The following is a 23,354-nucleotide window of genomic DNA, read 5'->3' on the forward strand; positions in this document are numbered from 1 at the left end:
GGTTGCCAATCGCCATGGACAGTTTCAGTGGACTCGAATCCTTTGTGCGGGCGGCCGACCTGCTGAGCTTTGCCGAGGCAGGCCGCGCGCTGGGCATCTCGGCCTCGGCCGTCGGCAAGAACGTGGCCCGGCTGGAGCAGCAGCTGGGACTGCGCCTGTTCCAGCGCACCACGCGCCAGGTGCGGCTCACACAGGAAGGCGCGCTGTTCCATGAACGCTGCCGCCGCATCCTCGACGAGCTGCATGACGCGCGCGCCGCCATGCAGGCCGCAGCCGAGGCACCGCGCGGGCGGCTGCGCGTGAGCCTTCCCGCCATTGGCTACCGCTTTCTGCTGCCCGTGCTGCCCGAGTTCCAGGCGCTTTATCCGGAGGTCGAGCTGGACCTGGACTTCAACGACCACCTGGTGGACGTGGTCGAGGCGGGCCTGGACGTCGTGATCCGCAGCGGCGAGTTGGCGGACTCCCGCCTGGTGGCGCGCCGCCTGGGACCGTTTCGCTTCATCCTGGCCGGCTCGCCCGCCTATCTGGCCGAGCGCGGGACGCCCCGCACGGCGGCCGACCTGGCCCGCCACAGCTGCCTGCGCTACCGCTTCCTGCACAGCGGCAAGCTGGAGGAATGGGTGCTGCCGGGCATGCCCCCCAACCTTCCCATCGCACTGGTATGCAACAACATGGAGGCCATGCTGGGCGCGGCCGTGGCCGGCATGGGACTGGCCTATCTGCCCGATTTCCTGGCCCGCGACGCGCTGGCACGCGGCGAGCTGCGACGGGTGCTGGCGGACCAGCTCACGCACACGGGGCAGTTCTCGGCGCTGTGGCCGTCGAGTCGGCAGCTCTCGCCCAAGGTGCGAGCGTTTGTGGATTTTGTGGGGGAGAGGTTGTTCAAGGAGTCTTGACTGGCTCCTTCCCTACCGAGTGGTTGTTTTTGCCCCTGCCGGGTGGTTGCTTTTCGAGGCCGGGTCTCGGCCCGGCAGCCGACTGCCCTTTCTTGATTCGCCAAGAAAGGCCAGATCAAAGAAGGCGACCCGGATGTCCGCGACCCCTTCGCTTCGCTGCGGGGCAACCTGCGTCGTGGCGGTTACGGGGTTCGCTGCGGAACTCGCTTTGCGCTGCGCGCGCCGCTCAGACAACCGCAGCGAGTCAGTTGACGAAGCAGTCCTGTCCTTCGGCAGGACTGCAACCCCGCAACCACCACGCCGCAGGCGCTGACATACGGGGAGTAGGTGCGGGCCTTCGCTTCGCTCGGCCCCTGGTTTGAAGCCACGCGTAGCGATGGCGCCGGCTGTTGGCTGTTGGCTGTTGGCTGTTGGCTGTTCCCCAGCCTCCCCCCTCTGCCCACGCCTGCGTTGGGCGGGATGCGGGGTGGCAAGCCTGCCGAAGGACAGGCTTGCTTCGTCATCTGACTTGCCGCAGTTGTTTGAGCGGCGCGCGAAGCGCAAAGCGAGTTCTGCGGCGCACCCCGCATCCCGCCCAACGCAGGTCGCCCCGTAGCGCAGCGTAGGGGTCGTGGGCAGTTTGGGGCGCGCTTCTTTGCTTCCTTTCTTATCGCGCGATAAGAAAGGGAGTCGGCCGCCGGGCCGAGACCCGGCCTCGAAAAGAAACCGCCCGGCAGGGTCAAAAAAGGGGGACCCGGGCAAAAACCAAAGACCTACTCAGCCACCTGCCTCAACGTAGCCATCACCGGCCTCCTCAACACCTCCCGCAACGCCCACCACCCCGCCATCCAGGCCAGCAGGGCCCCGGCCACGGCCCCTGCCACCGGAGCCCACCAAGGCACGGTCCAGTTGAACTCGAACACCCAGCGCGCCAGGGCCCAGCCCACGGCACCGGCCGCGCAGCTGGCCAGGAAGCCGGCCAGCAGGCCCACACCGGCCAGCTCCGCGCGCTGCACCTGCGCCAGCAGCCGGGCCTGGGCACCCACGGCGCGCATGATGGCGTACTCGCGGGCGCGCTCCTCGCGCGTGGCCGTGACGGCCGCGAACAGCACGACCAGACCGGCCGCCAGCGTGAAGCCGAACAGGAACTCCACGGCGCGGATCACCTGGTCCAGCACGCGCTGCACCTGGGCCAGCGTGGTGCTCAGGTCCACATTGGTGATGTTGGGAAACGCGCGCACCAGGGCGTTGTCGAAGCCCGCCACCTCGGGCGCGCGGTAGGCGGCCAGATAGCTGACGGCGACGTCGTCCAGGTGGTCCACCGGGTAGATCACGAAGAAGTTGGCGCGCATCGATCCCCAGTCCACCTTGCGCAGGCTGGTGATGCGCGCCTGGCTCTGCACACCGCCGATGTCGAAGTCCAGCGTGTCGCCCAGTTTCAGGCCCAGGGTTTCGGCGATGCCGTCCTCCACGCTGATCTCGCCCTTGGCACCGGGCGTCCAGGTGCCCGCCGTGATCAGGTTGTGGGCGGGCGCCTGGGCCGAGGTCGAGAGGTTGAACTCCCTGTCCACCAGGCGCTTGGCGCGGTCCTCGGTGTAGCTGTCGGGGCTGACCGCCTGGCCGTTGACCGCCACCAGGCGGCCCCGGATCATGGGAAACCAGTCGTAGTCCCGCACGCCTGCCTCGTCCAGCGCCGCGCGGAAGTCCTGCGCCTGCTCGGGCTGCACATTGATCACGAAGCGGTTGGGCGCATTGGCGGGCGTGGCCTGGCGCCAGCTGCCGATCAGGTCGGTGCGCAGCAGCACCAGCAGCATCAGCGCCAGCAGGCCCACGGCCAGGCTGCTGATCTGCACCACGGCATAGGCCGGGCGCGCGGCGATCTGGCGCGTGGCCAGCACCAGCCAGCGTGGCGCCGTGCTCTCGCGCACCAGGCGGCGCAGGGCCTGCACGGCCAGCCAGCCCAGCGCCGCGAACAGCAGCACGGCCACGGCAAAGCCGCCCACGGCGATCAGGCCCAGCCGGATGTCTCGGCTGGCCGCCAGCAGCAGGGCCGCAAAGCCCGCCACGCCCACGGCCAGCACGGCGATGGAGGCCGGCTTGAGCGCGCCCAGGTCGCGCCGCATCACGCGCAGCGGCGGCACGCGCGCCAGCTGGAGCACGGGCGGCAGGCCGAAGGCCAGCAGCAGGGTCAGGCCCATGCCCATGCCAAAGGCGGCGGGCCACAGGCCGGGCGAAGGCAGCGCCGATTCCACCAATCCCGCCAGCAGCAGCACGAACACATGGTGGATGGCCCAGCCCAGCAGCACGCCGGCCGCGCTGGACGCCAGCCCGACCAGCACGAACTCCACCGTGTAGGCGCCCGCGATGCGCCGCTGGCTCTGGCCCAGCACGCGCAGCATGGCCGAGGCATCCAGGTGGCTGTTGGCAAAGCCGCGCGCGGCCAGGGCCACGGCCACGGCGGACAGCAGGGCCGCCAGCAGGGCGACCAGGCTCAGGAATTTCTCGGCGCGGTCCAGCGTCTGGCGCATCTCGGGGCGTCCGCTGTCCAGCGACTCCACGCGCACGCCGTGCACACCGGGCGCCTTGGCCTGCTGCTCGGCCCAGGCGCGGTAGCGCTGCACGGCGGCTTCGGCGCCATCGCCCTCGCCGGCCACGGCCAGGCGGTAGGTGATGCGGCTGGCCGGCTGCACCAGGCCCGTGGCCGCGAGGTCGGCCGAGCGGACCATCACGCGCGGCGCGAAGTTCATGAAGCCCGCGCCCCGGTCGGGTTCGATGGCGATGATGCGCGCCACGCGCAGTTGCGCATCGCCCAGCAGCAGCATGTCGCCCACGCCAATGCCCAGGGCTTCGAGCAGGGGCTCGTCCACCCAGGCCTCGCCGCGCGCCGGAATGTCGCGCGTGGCATGGTCGGACGCGCCGGGCGCATCCGCCACGCGCAGGCTGCCGCGCAGCGGATAGCCCTCGTCCACGCTCTTGAGCGCCACCAGCCGGCTCATGCCGCCCTGGGCGTCGGTGGCGCGCGCCATGGTCGGGAAGCTGGCGGTCTCCAGGGCCCGCAATCCCTCGGCCCGCGCCTGCTCGGCAAACGCCGCGGCCGTCGGGTTGTCGCTGACCACGACCACGTCGCCGCCCAGCAGCTGGCGCGCATCGCGCTGCAGCCCCGCCTGCAGCCGGTCGGCGAAAAAGCCCACCGAACTGAGCGCGGCCACGGCCAGCATCACGGCGACGATCAACAGGCGCAGCTCGCCCGCGCGCAGGTCGCGCCACAACGTGCGCCAACCCAGGGTCCATGCAGAAGATCCATTCATGCCGCGCAGATTAGCGCAGGCGGCGATGGGCAGCAGCGCGCCACGGCTATTCGCCGCAGGGTCAGAACACCAGGCGCAGGCCCAGGTCCAGCCCGAACGCGCCGGCCGGCTGCATGCCACCCGTGGCCAGGTAGGCGGGCTGGGGCAGGATGACCGGGTTGCTGACCACCAGCGGCGTCACGCCCATCACGCCCGGGTTGTTGCGCCCGTTGCCCACGCTGATGCGCGACACGGTGCCATACAGCGCCGTGCGCCGGGACAGCGGGTGCACATAGCCCAGGGCCAGCTTGTTCACCGAGGAATTGCCGTCGGCCAGCCCCTGGCCATTGCGGAACTGCACACGGGCATAGGAGGCGCGCAGCGCGCCGGGGCCCACGGGGATGCTGACGCCTGCCAGCAGGCCGTCGTAGCGGTCGTTGACCGGGTCCAGTGTGGCCGCGTCGCGCCGCTCGTTGCGCACGCGGGACCATTCGCCGAACAGCCTGGCGACGCCGAAGTCGTAGGAGCCGCCCAGGTTCAGCGAGTGGATCTTTTCCGCGCTGGCGCCTGACGTGCCCAGGGTGTTCTCGCCATAGCCCAGCGCCATGTCGGCCGGCCCGCCCGCCCAGCCGATGCGCGCGCCCGCATAGCGCCCCCGTTTCGAGGTGTTTTCCGGGAAGGCGTACATGGCCTGGCCGTAGATGCCGCCCAGGCCCTGCGGCAGGAAATAGCCGATGGAATTGCCTGCGCGCAGATAGGTATCCGTACCCGCCGACAGCCCGCCGCCCAGCAGCCCGCCCGTGGCCAGCGCGCGGGCGATGGCCAGGTTGCTGTTGACGACGGCGATCAGGTTGGTGCCCACGCCGTTGACGGTGAAGGGATCGAAGGCCCAGTCGTTGAGAAAGGACGGCGTGTGGTCGCGCCCCATGCGCAGCTCGCCCAGCCGTCCGGACAGGCTGATCGTGGCGCGCCGGCCGAAGTTCAGCGCACCGCCCCCTGTGTCATTGCTGACCGGCGCCTCCAGCCACAGGCCGGCCGCGAGGCCGCCGCCCAGGTCCTCGTGGGCGCGAAGGCCGATGCGACTGGCCAGGTTGCCCGAGGGCGACAGCGCCCAGGTACCCTGGCGCACCGAGCGCGCAGGCCCCGCATCCCAGGACGCGCTGCGCACGCTGTAGCGGCTGATGCCGGCGTCCATCACGCCGAACAGCGTGACCGAGGACGGGGCCTGGGCGGCTGCCACGCCTGAAAGGCACAGGCCGAGAAGACCGGGGGGACAGAGGCGAAGGCGGGGCATGGATGTCTCCTGTTCATCGTGGTGGTGGCGCACTCGGGCGCCGCCGCGCCGTACAGGCCCGCGCCGCATTGCCCGGGGTGTGTTCAGGCCCTCAGGGCACGAGCACGGTCGCGCCCAGGGTGCGGCGCGATTCCAGCGCGCGGTGTGCTTCGGCCGCATCCGCCAGCGCGAAGCTTTGCTGGGGTTCGCTCACGATGCGCCCGGCCAGCACGTGGTCGAACAGCTCGCGCGCCATCTCCAGCATGTGGACGCGTGGCTGGATGTAGTGCGCCATGGCGGGCCGCGTCATCCAGATCGATCCCTTGGCGGCCAGTAGCTGCGAGTCCACCACCACCGAGCCCGACGAGGTGCCGTTGCTCACCAGCGTGCCGCGCGGACGCAGGCAGTCCAGCGAGTCCATCAGCGTGTCCTTGCCCACCGAGTCGTAGACCACGGGCACGCCCTGGCCGCCCGTGATCTCGCGCACGCGCTGCACGGTGTTCTCGCGCGAGGTCACGATGACGTGGGCGCAGCCGTGGGCGCGCGCCACGGCGGCCTTCTCGTCGGTGCTCACGGTGCCGATCATGGTCACGCCCAGGGCGCGCGCCCACTGGCAGGCGATCAGGCCCACGCCGCCGGCGGCCGCGTGGTAGAGGATGGTCTCGCCGCCTTGCAGCGGATAGACCTGGCGGAACAGGTACTGCGCCGTCATGCCCTTCATCATCAGCGTGGCCGCCGTGCGGTCGGCGATGCCGTCCGGCAGCGGGATCAGCAGTTCGGCCGGCATCACGCGCGCCTCGCTGTAGGCGCCCTGCGGGCCCATCAGGTAGCCCACGCGGTCGCCGGGACGTACTTCGGTAACGCCCGGCCCCACGGCCTCGACCACGCCCACGGCGTCCGATCCCAGCCCCGATCCCAGCCCATCAGGCAAAGCCAGCGGATAGCGGCCGGTGCGGAAATAGATGTCGATGAAGTTGACGGCGATGAGGCTGTGGCGCACGCGCGCCTGCCCGGGGCCGGGCGCGCCGACCTCCACGTCTTCGAGCCCGAGCACCTCGGGGCCGCCGGTGGCGTGAAAACGGATGGCCTTGGCCATGGAATCTCCTTGTGTGTATGACAGCACGCTTCGGTTCAGTTGAGCTGGATGCCGAAGCTCTTGACGATGCCGGCGTTGCGCTCGAACTCGCCGCGCAGGTCGGCGGCCATCTGCTCCATCGAGCGCTCGCCCTCGATGGGTTCGAAACCCGTGCCCGCATAGCGCTCGCGCACGGCCGCCCGCGCGTTGACCCGGGCCAGCGCGGCATGGATTTTTTCCAGCACCGGGCGCGGCGTCTGCGCCGAGGCGAACACGCCGCTCCAGTTGCTGAAGTCCACCTCGGGGTAGCCCAGCTCGGCCAGCGTGGGCACTTGCGGGTAGTCGGGCAGGCGGCTTTTGTAGGCCACGGCCAGCAGCTTGACCTTGCCGCCGGCGATCAGCGGCCTCGCGGTCACCGAGCCGTCGAACATCAACGGAATCTGGTTGCCCATGAGCTGGGCCAGCGCGGGCGCCGAACCCGGGAAGGCCACATGCTCCATGTCCAGCCCCGCCTTGCGGTTGAGGATGGCGCCCGCGTACTGCGAGGCCGTGCCCTGGCTGTACGAGGCAAAGGACAGCTGGCGCGGATGGGCCTTCACGTAGGCGATGGCCTCGGCCGCATCCTTGGCCGGGAACTGGGGCGAGGCGATGAACAGCATCACCGAGCGCGCCATCTGCGCCACGGGCCGCACGTCCTTCAGGGGGTCGAAGCCGACCTTGAGCACATGCGGCACCTCGGTGAGGATGTTGGTCACCGTCACCAGCAGCGTGCTGCCGTCGGCCGGCTGGGACAGCATGTGCCTGACGGCGATGGCACCGCCCGCGCCGGGCCGGTTCTCGACAATGACGGGCTGGCGGATCTCCTGCGCCAGCTGGTCGCTGATGATGCGCGCGAACACGTCGATGGTGCCGCCCGGCGGGGCCGGCACGATGAGCCGCACCGGCTTGTCGCCGAAGCCGAAGGCGCTCCCGGCCTGGAGCGCGGCGGCCAGGGCGATGGCAGTCCACGGGGCCATGCGTTTCATGGTGGGCTCCCGGGGGTCAGGCGGCCTTGCGCAGAAAGCCCTGCTGCGCGCCGTGGCGGTTGGGCGCGAAGCCGTTGGCCGCCAGCGTCTCGTCGGCCGAGCCGTAGAACTGGCCGATGCGGCAGATCTCGCGCGCCTGCCGGGCCGTGGCGATGGGGCGGCCGAACTCGCGCGCGATCCGCACCAGCTGCTCGATCTGCGCCACGGTGCCGATCTTGGCCGAGCGGTCCTGGTTCCAGAGGTTGTCCTCGGTGCCGCAGCGCACGTGCAGGCCCATGGCGATGCCCATCATGTTCACGGGCAGCACGTTGAGCACCGAGCTTTCCACGGTGAGCACGGCGCCGTCGGGCACGGCGCGCACGAAGTTCGCCAGGCTGTAGACGCTGGGCGCGTCCATGCCGCCGCCGATGGCCACCCAGTTCAGCACCAGCGGCCCCTTGTAGATGCCCCGGCGCATGAGCCGCTCCACCGACTCGAAGCTGTTGATGTTGTAGCACTGGAAGGCGCTCTGGATGCCGGCCGCCGACAGGCGGCGCACATGCTCCTCCACCCAGCCGGGCTGGGCCGGCACGGTCATCTCCTGGTAGGCATGGAAGACGGCCGGGTCCTCCATCGAGGTGCCGCGGATGTCGCGCGCATCGAACTGCTCCAGGAAGTTCATCTGCGAGGTGTTGACGGTCACCGTCACCTGGTCGGGCACGGGCTGCAGCTCGGCCAGCATGTGGCGCGTGTCGTCGGACAGCCACTTGGCGGCCGCGCCCTCGGACTCGGGCGCGAAGCTGATGGAGCCACCGACCTGGATGATCATCTCGGGCACGCGCGCGCGCACGCCGGCGATCAGCTCGTTGAACTTCGACAGACGCTTGCTGCCCTTGCCGTCAAGTTCGCGCACATGCAGGTGCAGCACGGTGGCGCCCGCGTGGTAGCAGTCCACGGCCTTCTGGATCTGCGCGTCCATGGTCACGGCGATCTCGCCGGGAAAGTCCGAGGGCAGCCACGAAGGCGCGTAGGGCGCGGCCGTGATGATCAGGGGCTGCTGGTTCTCCGGGAACAGGTGGCCGTCGAGGAAATTCATGGGTGGTGTCTCCTTGCTGTGTCGTGGTTCAGAAGGTCGGCGTGCCGACGATGCCGGCGCGCTCCATCTTTCGATGGCTGGGCGGATAGTCCATGGCCGCGTAGTGCTGGGTGGCACGGTTGTCCCAGATGGCCACGCTGCCCGGCTGCCAGCGCCAGCGCACCTGGTACTCGGGGATGGCGGCCTGGCTGATCAGGTACTGCAGCAGGCCGCTGGCACCCTGGGTGAAGTCCTGGCCCACGCGCACGTTGGCCGGCGTGTGGAAGTTGGTGAAGTGGGTGGTGAAGCCGTTGACGAAGAGCACCTTCTCGCCCGTCTCGGGATGGGTGCGCACCACGGGGTGCTCGGCGTCGGGGTATTGCGCCCTGAGCGCCAGCCGCCGGTCGATGGGCAGGGCCGCGCCGAAGGTGCACTCGATGCTGTGGCGCGCGCGCAGCGGCGCGATCAGCTCCTTGACCTGCTGCGGCAGCCGTTCGTAGGCCAGGGCCATGTTGGCCCACAGGGTGTCGCCGCCCACGGGCGGGCACTCGATACAGCGCAGCACGCAGCCCATGGGCGGGGCCTGGCGCCAGGTGGCATCGCAGTGCCAGGAATTCTCATAGCGGTCATTGGGCTGGTCGGGCGACTTGTAGATGCGCACCAGGCCCGGGTGGTCGGGGTCGCTGCCGGCCACGGGATGGTCTTCCAGCTCGCCGAAGCGGCGCGCAAAGGCCACGTGCTCGGCGCGGTCCATGTCCTGGTCGCGCAGGAACAAGACCTTGTGGCGCAGCAGCGCCGCCTGGATGTCCGCAAACAGCGCGTCGTCGCGCACCGCGTCGGCCAGGCGCACGCCTGTCAGTTCGGCGCCGATGGCGCATGTCATGGGCGCTATGTGCATGCTTGTCTCCTTGTCCTGTCGTGTATGCGGGGCCTGTGCCGGCGCCGTCGGCCCGGGGCGCCAAGGCGTTCCCGGTGTTGGCAATGTAGGAAAACTCCGGGTCCGCAGGCTTTGCAAGCCATGCCATCCTCTTTGCATTTCGTGCCAGCACGGCACAGCCCCGGCCACGGCCTGACAGGAGGCACAGCATGGTCACCCTGGTGCGCGCCGCCGCGCTGAACCATTTCTCGGACGTCATGCGCACACTCGGCGGCGACCCCGACAGGGCGCTGCGCCAGGCCGGCCTGCGCCCGGCCCTGCTGAGCGAGCAGGACCAGCTCATCGAGGTGGCCACCGTCGCGCGCCTGCTGGAGGACGCCGCCCAGGCCACGGGCTGCGAGACCTTGGGCCTGCGCATGGCACAGTCGCGCCAGCTGTCCAGCTTCGGTGCGGTGAGCCTTTTGCTGCTGCACCAGCCCACGCTGCGCCACGCGCTGGACACGCTGATCACCCACATGCATCTGGTCAACGAGTCGCTGCTGATCCACCTGGAGGATGCGGGCGACATCGCCATCCTGCGCCAGGATTTCGTGCGCCCCGGTGGAGCCCTGCGCCAGTCGGTGGAATTGGCCATGGGCGTGCTGTGGCGCATGTGCGAGGTGCTGCTGCGCGAGCACTGGCACCCGCAGAGCGTGTGCTTCAGCCATGCCCCGCCCGCCGACCTGGCCGTGCACCGCAGGATGTTCCGCTGCCATGTCGCCTTCGGCGCCGAGTTCAACGGCATCGTCTGCCGCACCGCCGACCTGGACGCGCCCAATCCGCTGGCCGACCCGGCCCTGGCCCGCTATGCCCGCAAGCTCGTGGACGCCATGCCGGCGCACCGGGCCGCCTCCGTGGGCCAGCAGACGCGCAAGGCCATCCACCTGCTGCTGCCCTCGGGCAATGCCAGTTGCGCCAGCGTGGCCCAGGGCATGGGCCGCAGCATGCGCACCCTGCAGCGCGAGCTGGACCGCGAGGGCCTGAGCTTCAGCGACCTGCTGGCCGAGGTACGCCAGGAACTGGCCCTGCGCTACCTGGGCAATCCGCTCTACGGCATCGCGCAGGTCGCAGCCATGCTGGGCTATGGCAGCCACAGCGCATTCACGCGCTGGTTCGCAACGCACCACGGCTGCCCGCCCGAGACCTGGCGCAACCGCGCCGGCGGCGGCGACCCCGCCTGAGCCCCCGTCGCGCCATCCGCCTTGCGGTGCATGCCGCGCACCACCGCGGCGCACCCTGCCCCCGCCCGGTGCCACACAGGCACGGGGATCGAAGGCCCCGTCCCGCACGCCGCTGCGACGGTGCAGACCGACTGCTGGCATGGCCCTTGCATCGGATGCACCGACCCGCCGGCCCACCGGCCCGCGGCCCGCAAACACTGGATGCGCAACGCAGGACGCCAGATGAACATCGTTGTGATCGGCCACGGCATGGTGGGCCACAAGTTTCTCGAGCAGCTGCATGCCCTGGGCGTGGCGGATGCGAACGTCACCGTGCTCTGCGAGGAACCCCGCCCGGCCTACGACCGCGTGCACCTGTCCGAGTTCTTCGCCGGCAAGACGGCCCAGGACCTGTCCCTGGTCGAACCCGGCTTCTTCGAGACCACCGGCTTCAGGCTGCGCCTGGCCGCCCGGGCCGCCGCGGTGGAGCGGCGCGAGCGCACGGTGACCACGGCCGACGGCGAGGTCCTCTGCTATGACAGGCTGGTACTGGCCACGGGCTCGGCCCCCTTCGTCCCCCCCGTGCCGGGGCGCGACCGCCCGCATTGCTTCGTCTACCGCACCATCGAGGACCTGGAGGCCATGCAGGCCTCGGCCGCGAAATCACGCACCGGTGTGGTGGTGGGCGGCGGCCTGCTGGGCCTGGAATGCGCCAAGGCCCTGCGCGACCTGGGGCTGGAGACCCATGTGGTCGAGTTCGCACCGCGCCTCATGGCCGTGCAGGTGGATGACGGCGGCGGCCGCATGCTGCGCGGCAAAATCGAGGACCTGGGCGTACAGGTGCACACGGAGCGCAACACGCTGGAGATCACCGATGGCGCCACGGCCCGCCACCGCATGGTGTTCGCCGATGGAACGCACCTGGAAACCGACATGATCGTGTTCTCGGCCGGCATCCGCCCGCGCGACGAGATCGCGCGCCAGTGCGCGCTGGCCATAGGCCCGCGCGGCGGCGTGGCCGTGGACGACCATTGCCGCACCAGCGACCGCCATATCTATGCCATCGGTGAATGCGCATCCTGGCGCGAGCAGACCTTCGGCTTGGTGGCACCCGGCTACGACATGGCGCGCGTGGCGGCCCGCCACATCGCGGGCGAGGCCGGGGCCGCTTTCGGCGGCGCCGATCTCAGCACCAAGCTCAAGCTCATGGGCGTGGATGTGGCCAGCATCGGCGATGCCCAGGGCAGGACGCCGGGCAGCCGCAACTACCAGTTCATCGACGAGCGCAAGCAGGTCTACAAGAAAATCGTGGTCAGCGAGGACGGCAAGCAATTGCTGGGCGCCGTGCTCGTGGGCAATGCCGACGAATACGGCACGCTGCTGCAGATGACGCTGGGCAGCATCGTCCTGCCCGAGGAGCCCGAGTTCCTCATCCTGCCCTCCAGCGACGGCAAGGCCAGGCCCGGCCTGGGCGTGGACGCCCTTCCCGGCACGGCCCAGATCTGTTCATGCAACAACGTCACCAAGGCGCAGATCTGCGCAGCCGTGGGCGAAGGCGCCTGCACCGTCGGCGAGCTCAAGGCCTGCACCCAGGCCGGCGCCACCTGCGGCGGCTGCGTGCCCCTGGCCGCCCAGGTCATGAAGGCGGAGATGGCGCGGCGCGGCATGGCGGTCGACAACCATGTCTGCGAGCATTTCCCGCATTCGCGCCAGCAGCTCTACCACCTGGTGCGCGTGGGCGGCATCAAGACCTTCGAGGAACTGCTGCACCGCCACGGCCAGGGCCTGGGCTGCGATGTCTGCAAGCCGCTGGCCGCCAGCATCCTGGCCTCGTGCTGGAACGAGTTCGTGCTGCAGCCGCAGCTGGCCAGCCTGCAGGACAGCAACGACTACTACCTGGGCAACATCCAGAAGGACGGCAGCTACTCGGTGGTGCCGCGCATGCCTGGCGGCGAGGTCACGCCCGACGGCCTGATCGCCGTGGGCCAGGTGGCCAAGAAATACGGCCTGTACACCAAGCTCACGGGCGGTGCCCGCGTGGACCTGTTCGGCGCCCGCGTGGAGCAGTTGCCGCTGATCTGGGAGGAGCTGATCGCCGCCGGCTTCGAGTCCGGCCATGCGTATGGCAAGTCGCTGCGCACCGTCAAGAGTTGCGTCGGATCGACCTGGTGCCGCTACGGCGTGGACGACAGCGTGGGCCTGGCGGTGCAACTGGAAAACCGCTACAAGGGGCTGCGCGCGCCGCACAAGATCAAGTTCGGCGTCTCGGGCTGCACGCGCGAGTGCGCCGAGGCCCAGGGCAAGGACGTGGGCGTGATCGCCACCGACAAAGGCTGGAACCTCTACGTCTGCGGCAACGGCGGCATGAAGCCGCGCCATGCCGAACTGATCGCCTCGGACCTGGACCGCGAGCGGCTGCTGCAGCTCATCGACCGCTTCCTGATGTTCTACGTGCGCACGGCCGACCGCCTGCAGCGCACCAGCACCTGGCGCGAGAGCCTGGAGGGCGGCCTGGACTATCTGAAGGACGTGATCGTCAACGACAGCCTGGGCCTGGGCGCCGAACTGGAGGCCCAGATGCAGCATGTGGTGGACACCTACCAGTGCGAGTGGAAGACCGCCGTCACCACGCCCGAGGTGCGCCGGCGCTTTCGCAGCTTCGTCAACAGCGACCAGCCCGACGAACACATCGTCTTCGTGCGCGAACGCGGCCAGATCCGCCCGGCGCGCGCCGACGAACGCAGCGAGGCCACGGCCTGAACCGCCCCGGAAACCCGCGACAAGGACCCGCCATGGCACATGCCTCCTCCGAACACTGGCTGCCCGTCTGCACCACGCGCGACATCGTCCCCGACACGGGCGTCTGTGCCCTTGTCGAAGGCCGCCATGTGGCGGTCTTTCGCATCGGCGACGACCGCTTCTACGCCATAGACAACGTGGACCCGCGCTGCGGCGCCAGCGTGCTCGCGCGTGGCCTGGTCGGCAGCCTGGGCGAGCGCGTCGTCGTCGCCTCGCCCATCTACAAGCACCACTTCGACCTGGCGACCGGCGAATGCCTGGAAGCGCCCGAGCACTCCGTGCGCGCGCATGCGGTGCGCAGCGAGAACGGGCAGCTGCTGGTGGCGCTGGACTGAGAGCGTGTGATGCACTTTTGACGTGCCCGTGACAAGGCCGCCGGACAGATCGGATGGCCCGGGCAGGCAGTACCGTGGACAATGCCGCGTGTTCACGACGCCACGTCCGGCCATCCCATGCAACTGACAACGCAATCCTCCAACAGCCAGCGCCCCAGGCGCATCCTCATGGTCTGCACCGGCAACATCTGTCGCAGTCCCACGGCGCACGGCGTGCTCGAGAAAATGGTGGCCGACGCCGGGCTGGCCGACCGCATCGCGGTGGACTCGGCCGGCACCCATGGCTACCACGTGGGCGAGGCGCCCGACCGCCGCTCCCAGGCCCACGCGGCACGCAGGGGCTATGACCTGTCAGGCCAGCGCGCAAGACAGCTGCTGGCCGAGGATTTCCAGGCATTCGACCTGGTGCTGGTCATGGACGGCTCCAACGAATCCGCAGCGCGCAGGATCTGCCCCCCCGCCGAATGGCACCGGGTGCGCCGGCTGACGGACTTCTGCACCCGGCATGCGGCACGCGAAGTGCCCGATCCCTACTATGGCGGAGAGCGCGGCTTCGAGGAGGTACTGGACCTGGTGGAGGACGGCTGCGCGGGATTGCTGGCGGAACTGAGCAAGCATTCGCGCGGAGACTGAGCGCACTGCGGATACCGCACAGTACTACTCCCCCGCCACCACGATCCGGCCCTTGCCCGCGCGCTTGGCCGCGTACATGGCCTCGTCCGCGCGCTGCAGCAGTTGAGCGGCATCTTCCTGTGGCAGGTTGAGCGCGATGCCCATGCTGGCGCCGACCCGCACCGTGGCACCGCCCTGCAGCCGGATGGGCTGGCAGATGGAGGCCAGGCAGCGCTGCATGACCTGCTGGGCGTCGTCGGCCTGCACCAGGTCGCCCAGCAGCACCACGAATTCGTCGCCGCCCAGGCGCGCCACGCAATCGGTCTCGCGGGCCAGGGTGGTGAGCCGGCGGGCGACGATGCGCAGAACCTCGTCCCCCGCGTCATGGCCTTCGGTGTCATTGACCTGCTTGAAGCCGTCCAGGTCCATGAAGCACACGGCCAGCTGGCCGGGGCCGCCGGCCTGGGCCAGCTCGCGCTGCAGCCGCATCTCCAGCGCGCGGCGGTTGGCCAGCCCGGTCAGCGCATCATGCAGGGCCAGGTGCCTGGCCGCCTGCTCGCCGCGCTTGAGCGCATCGATATCCACGAAGACCCATATGGATTCGCCATCGGCCAGTCCGGCCCCGCTGACATCCACCCAGAGCAGGCCGCCGTCGCGGGTCTGCAACTGCATCTGGGTGTGGCATTTGCCGCTGGAGCGCAGCGCGCCATAGGCCAGTTCGCCGGAGCGTTCATACGTCTCCTCGTCCGGGTAGAGAATGCGCGCCGAAGTGTTCCTCAGCTCGTCGGCCGGGCGCTTGAGCATGCGCTGCAGGGCCTGGTTGGTCCACAGCAGGCGGCGCTCGCGCAGGCGCGCGATGCCGATCAGGTCGTTGTCCATGAACAGCTCCTGCTGGCGCAGCAACTCCGACAACTTCAGCCGCGCCACGCGCTCGCGCTGCTGCAGCAGGTAGAGGCTGACCGAACCCAGGGCGATCAGCAGCATGCTCAGGCCCGTCAGCGCCCAGGCGCGCCAGGCCGAGGCACGCCAGGCGGCCAGGTAGTTGTCCGTGCCCAGGCCGGTGAAGACCGTCAACGGGTAGCCGGCCAGCCGGTGGTAGGCGGTGATGCGCTCCACGCCGTCGAGCAGGGTCGGCGTGATGTACCAGCCCAGCTCCCGGTCGTTGCCCAGGGCATGGTGGTACTCGCGGGATACCTCCGAGCCGCCGACGCCGGCCATGGACCGGGGATCGGCGGCCGTGTAGCGCGCCACCAGCAGATCCCGGTCCGAGCGCAGCGCCATGGCGCTGTCGGGACCGAAGGCCTGGCGGCGAAACAGCGACTGGAAGTGCTCGGCCGCGACGATGGCGTAGACGATGCCCTGGAACTGCCCGTCCGCGGACTGCAGCCGGCGCGCCAGCACGATGGCCCATTGGTGGAAGGAGTGGCTGATCAGCGGGTCGGAGACCACCATCTGTTCGGAATGGCGCGCGCGCTCGAAGTAGGCGCGGTCGGCCACGGAGAAGGCCGGCTCGTCTTCGTTGGCGGTCAGCATCACCTGCCCCCTGGCGTCGGCCACGCGCAAGGCCGTGACGAAGGGAATGAGGCCGCGCTGCTCCTGGAGCAGGTCATAGAGGACGATCGCCGCCTCGCCCGGGCTTTCCTGGCTGCGGCCGCGGTAGCGGCCTGCAATGGTGGCCAGGGCGTTGTCCACCATGCGCATCTCGGCGGTCAGCTCCAGGCTCAGGCTGCGCGCCTGGTGCCGGGTGACGGCCACGCCCAGATCCAGGTCGGCCTGGTAGTTGGCGCGCAGGCTCAGCCAGGTCGCCAGGGCGAGCAGACCACCCAGCAGCAGGTTGCCGAGCACGAGACGCCGCAATACCTTGTCAGAAAGTAGCCGCTTCATGGCGCCTGAAGTCCTTTTTTCCGTCTGGCTGGATAAGCGTCCGGGTGGATGGAGCGGTCCATTTTTAGCACAAGGAAGTGGCGATTCAAGCGAGGTTTCAGGCGGTTGCGGCACCCATGCCGGCCATCTTGGTGCCAAGGCAAGGACCCCGCGGCCTCATGCCGCCCCCAGGATCTGGCGCAAGTCGGCCGCGCATTCCTGCGCGCCCTGTTCATGGCGAAACGCCACGCGCATCCGCCCCGAGGGATCGAAGACATAGGTGATGGCCGAGTGGTCCATGGTGTAGGACGCGCCCGTGGGCACCTTCTTGTAGAACACCTTGAACTCCCGCGCGACCTCGGCCGTCTGCTGCGCATCGCCGCGCAGCGCGACGAAGCCCGGATCGAAGGCCCCCACATAGGCCTTGAGCACGTCGGGCGTGTCGCGCTCGGGATCGATGGTGACGAAGGCCACGGCCAGGCGATCGCCGGCGGCGCCCAGCAACGGGCGGATCTCCAGCGCCCGCGTGAGCGCCGTGGGGCAGACATCGGGGCACAGGGTGAAGCCGAAGAAGACCATCAGCGCCCTGCCCCGGAAATCGGCCAGTGTGCGCTCGCGCCCATCGGCATCGTGAAGCCGGAAATCGCGGCCGTGCTGGGCGCCGGTCAGGTCGATGCCCTTGAAGGACACGGGTGGCGGCTTGCAGCCGGCCAGCGTGCCCAGCCCGCCGGCCAGGCACGCGCGGCGGGAGTGCGAGCAGCCTCGGGAAAGGGAGAAGATGCGATGGCCATGCCCAGCGTCAGCGCGAACCACGCCATGACCAGGCGGGCCAGTGCGATGGAGTTGCGCAGCGCTTGCATGGCTGGGGATCATGGAGGCTGGCGTGCCGGATATGCGTGGTACCCGTAGCCGCCGGCCCGCGCGGGCGATTCCATAATCGCCTTTTCCCCAACAAAGACCGCCATGTCGAAACTCCATGTTGTGCAGCAGGGCCAAGGCCCGGCCATCGTCCTGAGCCACGCGCTCGGTTGTGATCTCCAGATGTGGGACGGCGTCGCCCGGGCATTGGAAGACCGCTTCACCGTGGTGCGCTACGACCACCGCGGCCATGGCCGCTCGCCTGCCATCGGCGAGGCCTTCGACATGAACGACCTGGCCGACGATGCTGCCGGCGTGATCGAGGCGCTGGGCCTGGGTCCGGTGCACTTCGTCGGCCTGTCCATGGGCGGCATGACGGCCCAGGCGCTGGCCGTGCGCCACCCGGCCCTGGTGCGCAGCATCGTCATCGCCAACTCGGCCAGCCACTACGACGAGGCCGCCCGCGCAGGCTGGCAGGCGCGCATCGCCACGGTGCGCGCGCAGGGCGTGCCCGCCATCGCCGAAGGTGCCATGCAGCGCTGGTTCACGCCCGAGTTCCGCGCCACGCATGCCGATCGCGTGGCCTCCTTGCGTGCAGGGCTGGAGGCCACGGCCGCCGCGCCCTATGCCGCGGCCTGCGCTGCCGTGGGCGGCATCGATTTGCGGGAGGGCAACCGGCGCATCGCCTGCCCCGCGCTCATCATCGCGGGCAGCCGTGACGAGGCCACGCCACCGGCCCTGTCCGAGGCCATGCGCGAGCAGATCGCGGGCGCGCGGCTGGTGTCGCTGCCGGCCTCGCACCTCAGCGCGGTCGAGCTGCCGGTCGAATTCGCAGGGTTGGTAAGCGGCTTCGTTGCCAGGCTCGGATGACCGCCCAGGGCCGGGCCGCCGCCGTGCCCGGCCCGCGCTGCGGACTATCGGCCCGGATGGGTACGTGTCGCTGGCGCCAGCTGCGCCGCGAACTCCCGTGCGGCGGCACTGTAGCTGGCGCCGCGCCGCCACAGCAGGCCGGCGGTGCGGATCAGCTGGGGCGAGACCAGGTGGATGGCCACCATGTCGGTGGCCTGCTGGGCCGCGCGCTCGGGCACGATGGTGGCCATGTCGCCCCAGCGGCACAGGGCGATCAGCGATTCCACCGACCCCATCTCCACGCGCAGGCTGGGGGTGACGCCCGCGCTGCGCAGCCCGTCCTCGATCAGGCTGCGGGTGTAGAAGGTACGCGGCAACAGGGCCAGCGGCACGCCGGCCAGGGACTTCACGGCCAGGGTACGCCGCCCGGCCAGCGCGTGCGAGGGGTTGACCAGCAGCATCATGCGCTCGTCGAACAGCGGCAGCGCATCCAGCTCCGGCCTTTGCGGAGGGTGAAAGCTCACGCCCAGGTCCAGGCTGCCATCGAGCAGGCCTTGCTCCACGGGCGGCGCCAGCAGCTCGCTGACCACCACGTTGACCTTGGGATAGGCGCGCATGAAGGCCGCCACGGCAGGCGCCACCAGCGTGTTGAGGAAGGTGGGGATCACGCCGATGGTCAGGGTACCGGTCTGCAGCTCGCTGAGGTCGGCCAGGGCCATGCGCCCGGCCTCCACCTCGTGCAGCGCACGCTCGGCATAGTTGCGGAACACCATGCCCGCCTGCGACAGCTTCAACCCCCGGCCGATGCGCTCGAACAGCGCCATGCCCAGTTCCTCCTCCAGCTGGCGCAGGCCATGCGAGAGCGTGGACTGGGTGACATGCAGGTTCCTGGCCGAGGTGGTCAGGTGCTCGGTCTTGGCGATGTCGACGAAGTAGCGCAGCTGGCGCAGTTCCATGGGGGTGGCGGGAGGGTGTGCGGCGCGCCAGTGTCTCACAGCGCGCCGCGGTGGCCCGGCCTACCGGGGCCGCTGGCGCGCCGGCACGCGCGTCTCCAGCGCCGCCGGCACATAGGCCGCGTCGAAGCTGCACCCGGCCCCGAAGCGCGCCTCGTTGCCCGCGCAGGCCGCCGCGATGCCGGCCGCCGTGGGCTTGCTGCCCGCGTCGATCCACTGCATCAGCGCCGTCATCAGCGTGGGATAGGTGGCGTCGCTGATGTAGCTGTGCGTTCCCTGGCGCGTGAACGTCTGCACCAGGCGGTCGCCACTGCCGCCCTGCTGCATCACGGCGCGAAAGCGCGCATCCAGCTCCACGAAGGCCGTGGGATCGCCGATCCACTTGGCCGACAGCACGGGCACGGGGATCTTGCCCGTGGGGTCCGTGTCCTGCGCGAACTTGCGGTAGGCTGCCGGATCGGCGCGGTAGCGCAGCACGCCGGCATTGAGCGCGGCGTCGTCGGCCGATCCCGTGTAGACCGCGCCCTCGTTGCCGAAGGGGCTGGCGCCGCCCGTGCGCCTGGCCGAGATGTCCTGGAAATGCAGGGTGCCCCAGTTCAGGTGCGACTGGATGGCGCTTTCGGGGATCCTGATGACCCGCACGATGGTGTCGATCTTCGCCTTTTGCCCGGCCGTGCGCTGGGCCGCCGGCTTGTCCAGCGCCAGGCATTCGTTGACCCGCAGGGCCACATCGGCCTGGCGCATCTTCGCATCGGCGGGCAGGCCCAGGTTCAGCGCGTACTGTGGCTCGCTGGCGCGGGGATGGTTGCCGCACAGGTACTGGTAGACCACGCGCAGGTCGGTGCGAAAGTCGTAGGCATGGGTACCGCCGCCCAGCACGCCGCTGGTCAGCAGCACGCCGTCATAGGGGCGCTCTCCCACGGTCTGCTCGGTGAACATCTCCGCGCCCTTGGCGGCCACGCCCGCGCCCCAGGACTGGCCGTGCAGGATGGTGCGCCGGGGCGTTGCCACATGCTGGCGGAAGATGCCGCGCAGGCGTTCCGTGTCCTCGGCGGCGGCGCGCACCTCCACGCCGCCCTGGCGGTAGGTGGAGCCCGCCCAGGCGTAGCCCGCGCGCACCATGATGGCCCAGCGCGCAAGGTCCTCGGCCGCGCGGTCGGCCGTGGGCGCAGCCAGGTCGGGGCCGCCGTGGGCGTGCAGCACCAGCGTGCCATTCCATTGCGCCGGCCTGGCGATCAGGTAGTAGGCGCCCTTGGAGTCCTGGCCGGACCAGCAGGTGGTGCCCGCCGGGATCTCGGCGGGACAGGCCGCGACCTGGGGCGCGGTCTCGAGGGAGGTCACGGGACCGTGCAGCACGGCCGAGCCGCCGCCGCAGCCGGCCAGCACGGCCAGGGCCAGCAGCGAGGCACTGGCGGGGCGCAGGGGGAAAGGCATGGTTTTGTCTCCTGTCTCGGGTTCTTGTCGGAAGCCAGCGGCTGCGCCGGAGGGCACCGTCGCGCTCGTGACCGCCGCTGATTCTGGAGAGACTTGTCCAATATTTCAAAGATTTTTAGGATATCGGCTGGATACTTTCCACATATATGGAACTGCGCCATCTCCGCTACTTCCTGGCCGTTGCCGACGCCGGCCACATCACGCGTGCTGCCGAGCTGCTGGGCATGCAGCAGCCGCCGCTGTCGCAGCAGATCCGCGCGCTGGAGCAGGAACTGGGCATCGCCCTGTTCCGCCGCCATCCCAAGGGCGTGGACCTGACCGATGCGGGCCTTGAACTGCGGGACGAGGCCACGCGGCTGCTGGCCGACTTCCACGCCATGCGCGATCGCATGCAGGCCTTTGCGCGCGGTGAGCGCGGGCGCATCCACGTGGGCTTCACCAGCTCGGCCGCAGCCCATGCCTTCACGCCCGAGGTACTGCGCCTGTGCCGCAGCCAGCACCCGGGCATCGCCCTGGACGTGAGCGAGAACAATGCCGCCGAGATCACCGAGGCCGTGCAGGCCGGGCGCATGCACTGCGGCTTCCTGCGCGTGCCGGTGGCGCAGCCGCCCGGGCTGGCGTTCGAGACGCTGCTGCAGGAGCCGGCGCTGCTGGCCATCCCGGTGGACCACAGGCTGGCACGCGAGCATGCACGGCCCGTGGCACTGCGACAGCTCGACGGCGAGCGCCTGGTGCTCGTGCGGCGCGCGGGCGCTCCGGGTCTCTATGCCAACTTGCTGGCCCTGTGCGCGCAGCAGGGGGTGCGGGTGGAGGTCGCCGCCGAGGTGGAGCGCATGATGACCAATGTGAATCTCGTGGCCGCGGGCGTGGGCCTGTCCATCGTGCCTGCCTCGGTGCGCGGCGCCCATCCCGAGGCCGTTGTCTACCGCGCCTTCGCACCCGCCGTGCGGTTGTGCGCGCCGCTGACACTGGTGTACCGCCAGGCTGGCAGCGAGGGCCCCGCAGGCAGCTTCATCGCGCTGGCGCGCGGGCTGGCGCAGCGCCATCGGGGGCAGGACCGCTGAGCCATGCACGCGACACATTCACCCGACCACCGCCGGCGCACCCTGCTGATGGCCGGCGCCCTGGCCTGGCCAGCCAAGGCGGCGCAAGCCGGACCTGGCACGGGCATGAGGATGCTCGTGGCCTATCCCGCAGGCGGCATCAGTGACCTGGTGGCCCGAGCCCTTGCCGAAGACCTGGCGCGGCAGTGGAGCGTTGCCGTGGTGGTGGAAAACCGCCCTGGCGCCAGCGGCACCCTGGCGCTGGAGCTGCTGGCGCGCAGCACGCCCGACGGCCGCACGCTGGCCTTCGCCGCCGCCACCGCCGCAGGCATGGCGAATGCGGCCGTGGCGCCGGTGGCCGGTGTCATGCGCACCCCCATGCTGCTCGTGGGCACCCCAGCTCTCAAGGCCACCGACTTCGCCGGCATGTTGGCCGAGGCGCGCGACCTTGCCGGCGGCATCCGGTGGGCCACCACGGGCGAGGGGACGACGGGCCACGCAGTGCTTCGGCGCATAGGACAGGCCAGCGGCATTCCCATCGTGCACGTGCCCTACAAGGGCGGTGGCCAGCAGCTCAACGACGCGCTGGCGGGGCATTTCGAGCTGCTGTCCACCAACGTCGCGCCGCTTCAGCTGCAGGCGCTGCGCGCGGGCCGCCTCAAGGCCCTGGCCGTGGGCGCGCCACGGCGCCTGGCCGTGCTGCCCGGCGTGCCCACGCTGGCCGAACTGGGGCATGCCCGGGCCAACCTGGATTCACTGTTCGGCCTGTTCGCCCCGCCGCGCACGCCGCCCGCCGTGGTCGAGCACATCCATGCGGGCGTCGTCCAGGCGCTGCACGGCAGCACCATCCGCAGCCGGCTGGAAGCCGCCGGCAACCAGCCATTCGAGGGCTCGACCACGGACTTCGCACGACAGGTGGCCCGGGAGACAGGGCGCTGAGTCCGGCACGTCGGGCGGCCCTGCCCGCATCGCGCACCGGCTCAGCGCGCGTACTTTTTCGCTCCCGCCACGCAGGCCATGGCGGCCAGGGTCACCACCACCATGCCCCAGCCCACCGTCTCGTTCAGCAGCAGTGCCGCCAGCCCCAGGCCCATGAAGGGCTGCAGCAGCTGCATCTGCCCCACCGCCGCGATGCCGCCCTGCGCCAGGCCCCGGTACCAGAACACGAAGCCGATCAGCATGCTGAACAGCGAGACGTAGGCCAGCCCCAGCCAGGCGGGCCAGCCCACACCGTCGAAGGAGGTTGGCATGCTCAGCCATGCCGCCGGCAGCATGATGGGCAGGGACAGCACCAGCGACCAGCTGATGACCTGCCAGCCGCCCAGCGTGCGCGACAGCCGCGCGCCTTCGGCATAGCCCAGGCCGCAGACGACGATGGCGGCCAGCATCAGCAGATCACCCCGCAGCGAGCCCCCCGCGCCGCCCAGGGCCGCATGGCCGGCGACGAAGGCAGCCCCCGCCAGCGAGAACAGCCAGAACGCCGGGCGCGGACGCTCGCCGCCGCGCAGCACGGCAAAGACCGCCGTGGACAGGGGCAGCAGGCCCACGAAGACGATGGAGTGCGCCGAGGTGACGTATTGCAGCGCCAGCGCTGTCAGCAGCGGAAAGCCCAGCACGACGCCCAGCGCGCTCAGCGCCAGGGATGGCAGATCCGCCCGCCCGGGCCGGGGCTGGCGCAGCACCAGCAGCAGCACCAGGCCCAGGGTGGCGGCGATGGTGGCGCGCGCACAGGTCAGGAACGTCGGGTCCAGGTCGGCCACCGCCACGCGGGTGGCGGGCAGCGATCCCGCGAAGATCGCCACGCCGATGAATCCGTTGATCCACCCGCTGGTTGCTCTATCCATCGAAAACTCCTTGCGTTACAGGCGGACAGTGGACCATGGCCCACTGGGTTCATCCATACACAATCCAATACAATTCAAAAGAACTGTGATGCATATTCA

Annotated in this window: 20 protein-coding genes; 8 read left to right on the top strand and 12 right to left on the bottom strand. The window is 70.2% G+C overall.

Going from position 1 to position 23,354, the window contains the following annotated elements:
* Nucleotides 1-14: 14 nt before the first annotated feature.
* On the top strand, nt 15-896 hold the full coding sequence (locus tag L1Z78_RS22020) for a LysR family transcriptional regulator (protein WP_234638471.1): 882 nt from the start codon (nt 15-17) through the stop codon (nt 894-896).
* A 752-nt stretch (nt 897-1,648) separates the two neighbouring features.
* Here L1Z78_RS22020 and L1Z78_RS22025 read toward each other — a convergent pair.
* The 6 genes from L1Z78_RS22025 to L1Z78_RS22050 form a co-directional block, all read right to left on the bottom strand.
* Nucleotides 1,649-4,183 (bottom strand): ABC transporter permease, encoded by a 2,535-nt coding sequence (locus tag L1Z78_RS22025; protein WP_234638472.1) that lies wholly within the window; start codon nt 4,181-4,183, stop codon nt 1,649-1,651.
* Nucleotides 4,184-4,244: 61 nt separating this feature from the next.
* A complete protein-coding gene (locus tag L1Z78_RS22030) occupies nt 4,245-5,456 on the bottom strand; it encodes a porin (RefSeq protein WP_234638473.1) in 1,212 nt (403 codons plus the stop codon).
* Between the two features lie 91 nt (nt 5,457-5,547).
* Nucleotides 5,548-6,531, bottom strand: coding sequence for a quinone oxidoreductase family protein (locus tag L1Z78_RS22035; protein ID WP_234638474.1), 984 nt, complete (start codon nt 6,529-6,531; stop codon nt 5,548-5,550).
* Nucleotides 6,532-6,566: 35 nt separating this feature from the next.
* Nucleotides 6,567-7,535 (bottom strand): Bug family tripartite tricarboxylate transporter substrate binding protein, encoded by a 969-nt coding sequence (locus tag L1Z78_RS22040; RefSeq protein ID WP_234638475.1) that lies wholly within the window; start codon nt 7,533-7,535, stop codon nt 6,567-6,569.
* Between the two features lie 16 nt (nt 7,536-7,551).
* Nucleotides 7,552-8,610: a 3-keto-5-aminohexanoate cleavage protein gene (locus L1Z78_RS22045; protein ID WP_234638476.1), complete on the bottom strand. Its 1,059-nt coding sequence runs from the start codon at nt 8,608-8,610 to the stop codon at nt 7,552-7,554.
* Nucleotides 8,611-8,638: 28 nt separating this feature from the next.
* Nucleotides 8,639-9,487 (bottom strand): TauD/TfdA dioxygenase family protein, encoded by an 849-nt coding sequence (locus L1Z78_RS22050; RefSeq protein WP_234638477.1) that lies wholly within the window; start codon nt 9,485-9,487, stop codon nt 8,639-8,641.
* Nucleotides 9,488-9,675: 188 nt separating this feature from the next.
* Between L1Z78_RS22050 and L1Z78_RS22055 the strand changes: the two genes are divergently transcribed.
* The 4 genes from L1Z78_RS22055 (at nt 9,676) to L1Z78_RS22070 (ending at nt 14,432) form a co-directional block, all read left to right on the top strand.
* Nucleotides 9,676-10,686 (top strand): AraC family transcriptional regulator, encoded by a 1,011-nt coding sequence (locus L1Z78_RS22055; RefSeq protein ID WP_234638478.1) that lies wholly within the window; start codon nt 9,676-9,678, stop codon nt 10,684-10,686.
* A gap of 222 nt (nt 10,687-10,908) precedes the next feature.
* Entirely contained in the window at nt 10,909-13,425 is a 2,517-nt protein-coding gene (gene nirB / locus L1Z78_RS22060; RefSeq protein WP_234638479.1) for a nitrite reductase large subunit NirB, read from the top strand.
* Nucleotides 13,426-13,457: 32 nt separating this feature from the next.
* Entirely contained in the window at nt 13,458-13,799 is a 342-nt protein-coding gene (gene nirD, locus L1Z78_RS22065; RefSeq protein ID WP_234638480.1) for a nitrite reductase small subunit NirD, read from the top strand.
* Nucleotides 13,800-13,967: 168 nt separating this feature from the next.
* The gene (locus L1Z78_RS22070) at nt 13,968-14,432 is read left to right on the top strand and encodes a low molecular weight protein-tyrosine-phosphatase (protein ID WP_234642238.1); all 465 of its coding nucleotides are present in this window, start codon (nt 13,968-13,970) and stop codon (nt 14,430-14,432) included.
* 24 nt (nt 14,433-14,456) lie between these two features.
* Here L1Z78_RS22070 and L1Z78_RS22075 read toward each other — a convergent pair whose 3' ends face one another.
* From L1Z78_RS22075 to L1Z78_RS22085, 3 genes are all read right to left on the bottom strand, one after another.
* On the bottom strand, nt 14,457-16,295 hold the full coding sequence (locus L1Z78_RS22075) for a diguanylate cyclase domain-containing protein (RefSeq protein WP_234638481.1): 1,839 nt from the start codon (nt 16,293-16,295) through the stop codon (nt 14,457-14,459).
* Between the two features lie 156 nt (nt 16,296-16,451).
* On the bottom strand, nt 16,452-17,009 hold the full coding sequence (locus L1Z78_RS22080) for an SCO family protein (RefSeq protein WP_234642239.1): 558 nt from the start codon (nt 17,007-17,009) through the stop codon (nt 16,452-16,454).
* Nucleotides 16,940-17,134 (bottom strand): hypothetical protein, encoded by a 195-nt coding sequence (locus L1Z78_RS22085; protein ID WP_234642308.1) that lies wholly within the window; start codon nt 17,132-17,134, stop codon nt 16,940-16,942. The genes L1Z78_RS22080 and L1Z78_RS22085 overlap by 70 nt, the downstream gene beginning before the upstream one ends.
* A gap of 103 nt (nt 17,135-17,237) precedes the next feature.
* Between L1Z78_RS22085 and L1Z78_RS22090 the strand changes: the two genes are divergently transcribed.
* Entirely contained in the window at nt 17,238-18,002 is a 765-nt protein-coding gene (locus L1Z78_RS22090) for an alpha/beta fold hydrolase (RefSeq protein WP_234638482.1), read from the top strand.
* A gap of 44 nt (nt 18,003-18,046) precedes the next feature.
* Here L1Z78_RS22090 and cynR read toward each other — a convergent pair whose 3' ends face one another.
* Together cynR and L1Z78_RS22100 are read right to left on the bottom strand one after the other, a co-directional pair.
* Nucleotides 18,047-18,937 carry a transcriptional regulator CynR gene (gene cynR, locus L1Z78_RS22095; RefSeq protein ID WP_234638483.1) on the bottom strand — a complete coding sequence of 297 codons (891 nt, stop codon included), beginning with the start codon at nt 18,935-18,937 and terminating at the stop codon, nt 18,047-18,049.
* A 60-nt stretch (nt 18,938-18,997) separates the two neighbouring features.
* Nucleotides 18,998-20,368, bottom strand: coding sequence for a hypothetical protein (locus L1Z78_RS22100; protein ID WP_234638484.1), 1,371 nt, complete (start codon nt 20,366-20,368; stop codon nt 18,998-19,000).
* Between the two features lie 146 nt (nt 20,369-20,514).
* Between L1Z78_RS22100 and L1Z78_RS22105 the strand changes: the two genes are divergently transcribed.
* Both L1Z78_RS22105 and L1Z78_RS22110 read left to right on the top strand, forming a co-directional pair.
* Nucleotides 20,515-21,432, top strand: coding sequence for a LysR family transcriptional regulator (locus L1Z78_RS22105; RefSeq protein WP_234638485.1), 918 nt, complete (start codon nt 20,515-20,517; stop codon nt 21,430-21,432).
* 3 nt (nt 21,433-21,435) lie between these two features.
* The gene (locus L1Z78_RS22110) at nt 21,436-22,350 is read left to right on the top strand and encodes a Bug family tripartite tricarboxylate transporter substrate binding protein (protein WP_234638486.1); all 915 of its coding nucleotides are present in this window, start codon (nt 21,436-21,438) and stop codon (nt 22,348-22,350) included.
* A gap of 41 nt (nt 22,351-22,391) precedes the next feature.
* Here the strand turns inward: L1Z78_RS22110 and L1Z78_RS22115 are convergent, their stop codons facing one another.
* Nucleotides 22,392-23,255 carry a DMT family transporter gene (locus L1Z78_RS22115; protein ID WP_234638487.1) on the bottom strand — a complete coding sequence of 288 codons (864 nt, stop codon included), beginning with the start codon at nt 23,253-23,255 and terminating at the stop codon, nt 22,392-22,394.
* Nucleotides 23,256-23,354: the final 99 nt, after the last annotated feature.

This window comes from Delftia tsuruhatensis (assembly GCF_903815225.1).
GTDB lineage: Bacteria > Pseudomonadota > Gammaproteobacteria > Burkholderiales > Burkholderiaceae_C > Comamonas > Comamonas tsuruhatensis_A.

Excerpts from the sequence above, each read along its gene's own strand:
- L1Z78_RS22030 (WP_234638473.1), bottom strand. The coding sequence starts at position 5,456 with ATGCCCCGCCTTCGCCTCTGTCCCCCCGGTCTTCTCGGCCTGTGCCTT.
- L1Z78_RS22105 (WP_234638485.1), top strand. The coding sequence starts at position 20,515 with ATGGAACTGCGCCATCTCCGCTACTTCCTGGCCGTTGCCGACGCCGGC.
- L1Z78_RS22025 (WP_234638472.1), bottom strand. The coding sequence starts at position 4,183 with ATGAATGGATCTTCTGCATGGACCCTGGGTTGGCGCACGTTGTGGCGC.
- L1Z78_RS22110 (WP_234638486.1), top strand. The coding sequence starts at position 21,436 with ATGCACGCGACACATTCACCCGACCACCGCCGGCGCACCCTGCTGATG.
- L1Z78_RS22045 (WP_234638476.1), bottom strand. The coding sequence starts at position 8,610 with ATGAATTTCCTCGACGGCCACCTGTTCCCGGAGAACCAGCAGCCCCTG.
- L1Z78_RS22075 (WP_234638481.1), bottom strand. The coding sequence starts at position 16,295 with ATGAAGCGGCTACTTTCTGACAAGGTATTGCGGCGTCTCGTGCTCGGC.
- L1Z78_RS22070 (WP_234642238.1), top strand. The coding sequence starts at position 13,968 with ATGGTCTGCACCGGCAACATCTGTCGCAGTCCCACGGCGCACGGCGTG.
- cynR (WP_234638483.1), bottom strand. The coding sequence starts at position 18,937 with ATGGAACTGCGCCAGCTGCGCTACTTCGTCGACATCGCCAAGACCGAG.
- L1Z78_RS22040 (WP_234638475.1), bottom strand. The coding sequence starts at position 7,535 with ATGAAACGCATGGCCCCGTGGACTGCCATCGCCCTGGCCGCCGCGCTC.
- L1Z78_RS22020 (WP_234638471.1), top strand. The coding sequence starts at position 15 with ATGGACAGTTTCAGTGGACTCGAATCCTTTGTGCGGGCGGCCGACCTG.
- L1Z78_RS22085 (WP_234642308.1), bottom strand. The coding sequence starts at position 17,134 with ATGCAAGCGCTGCGCAACTCCATCGCACTGGCCCGCCTGGTCATGGCG.
- L1Z78_RS22090 (WP_234638482.1), top strand. The coding sequence starts at position 17,238 with ATGTCGAAACTCCATGTTGTGCAGCAGGGCCAAGGCCCGGCCATCGTC.
- L1Z78_RS22100 (WP_234638484.1), bottom strand. The coding sequence starts at position 20,368 with ATGCCTTTCCCCCTGCGCCCCGCCAGTGCCTCGCTGCTGGCCCTGGCC.
- L1Z78_RS22050 (WP_234638477.1), bottom strand. The coding sequence starts at position 9,487 with ATGCACATAGCGCCCATGACATGCGCCATCGGCGCCGAACTGACAGGC.
- L1Z78_RS22055 (WP_234638478.1), top strand. The coding sequence starts at position 9,676 with ATGGTCACCCTGGTGCGCGCCGCCGCGCTGAACCATTTCTCGGACGTC.
- nirB (WP_234638479.1), top strand. The coding sequence starts at position 10,909 with ATGAACATCGTTGTGATCGGCCACGGCATGGTGGGCCACAAGTTTCTC.
- L1Z78_RS22035 (WP_234638474.1), bottom strand. The coding sequence starts at position 6,531 with ATGGCCAAGGCCATCCGTTTTCACGCCACCGGCGGCCCCGAGGTGCTC.
- L1Z78_RS22115 (WP_234638487.1), bottom strand. The coding sequence starts at position 23,255 with ATGGATAGAGCAACCAGCGGGTGGATCAACGGATTCATCGGCGTGGCG.
- nirD (WP_234638480.1), top strand. The coding sequence starts at position 13,458 with ATGGCACATGCCTCCTCCGAACACTGGCTGCCCGTCTGCACCACGCGC.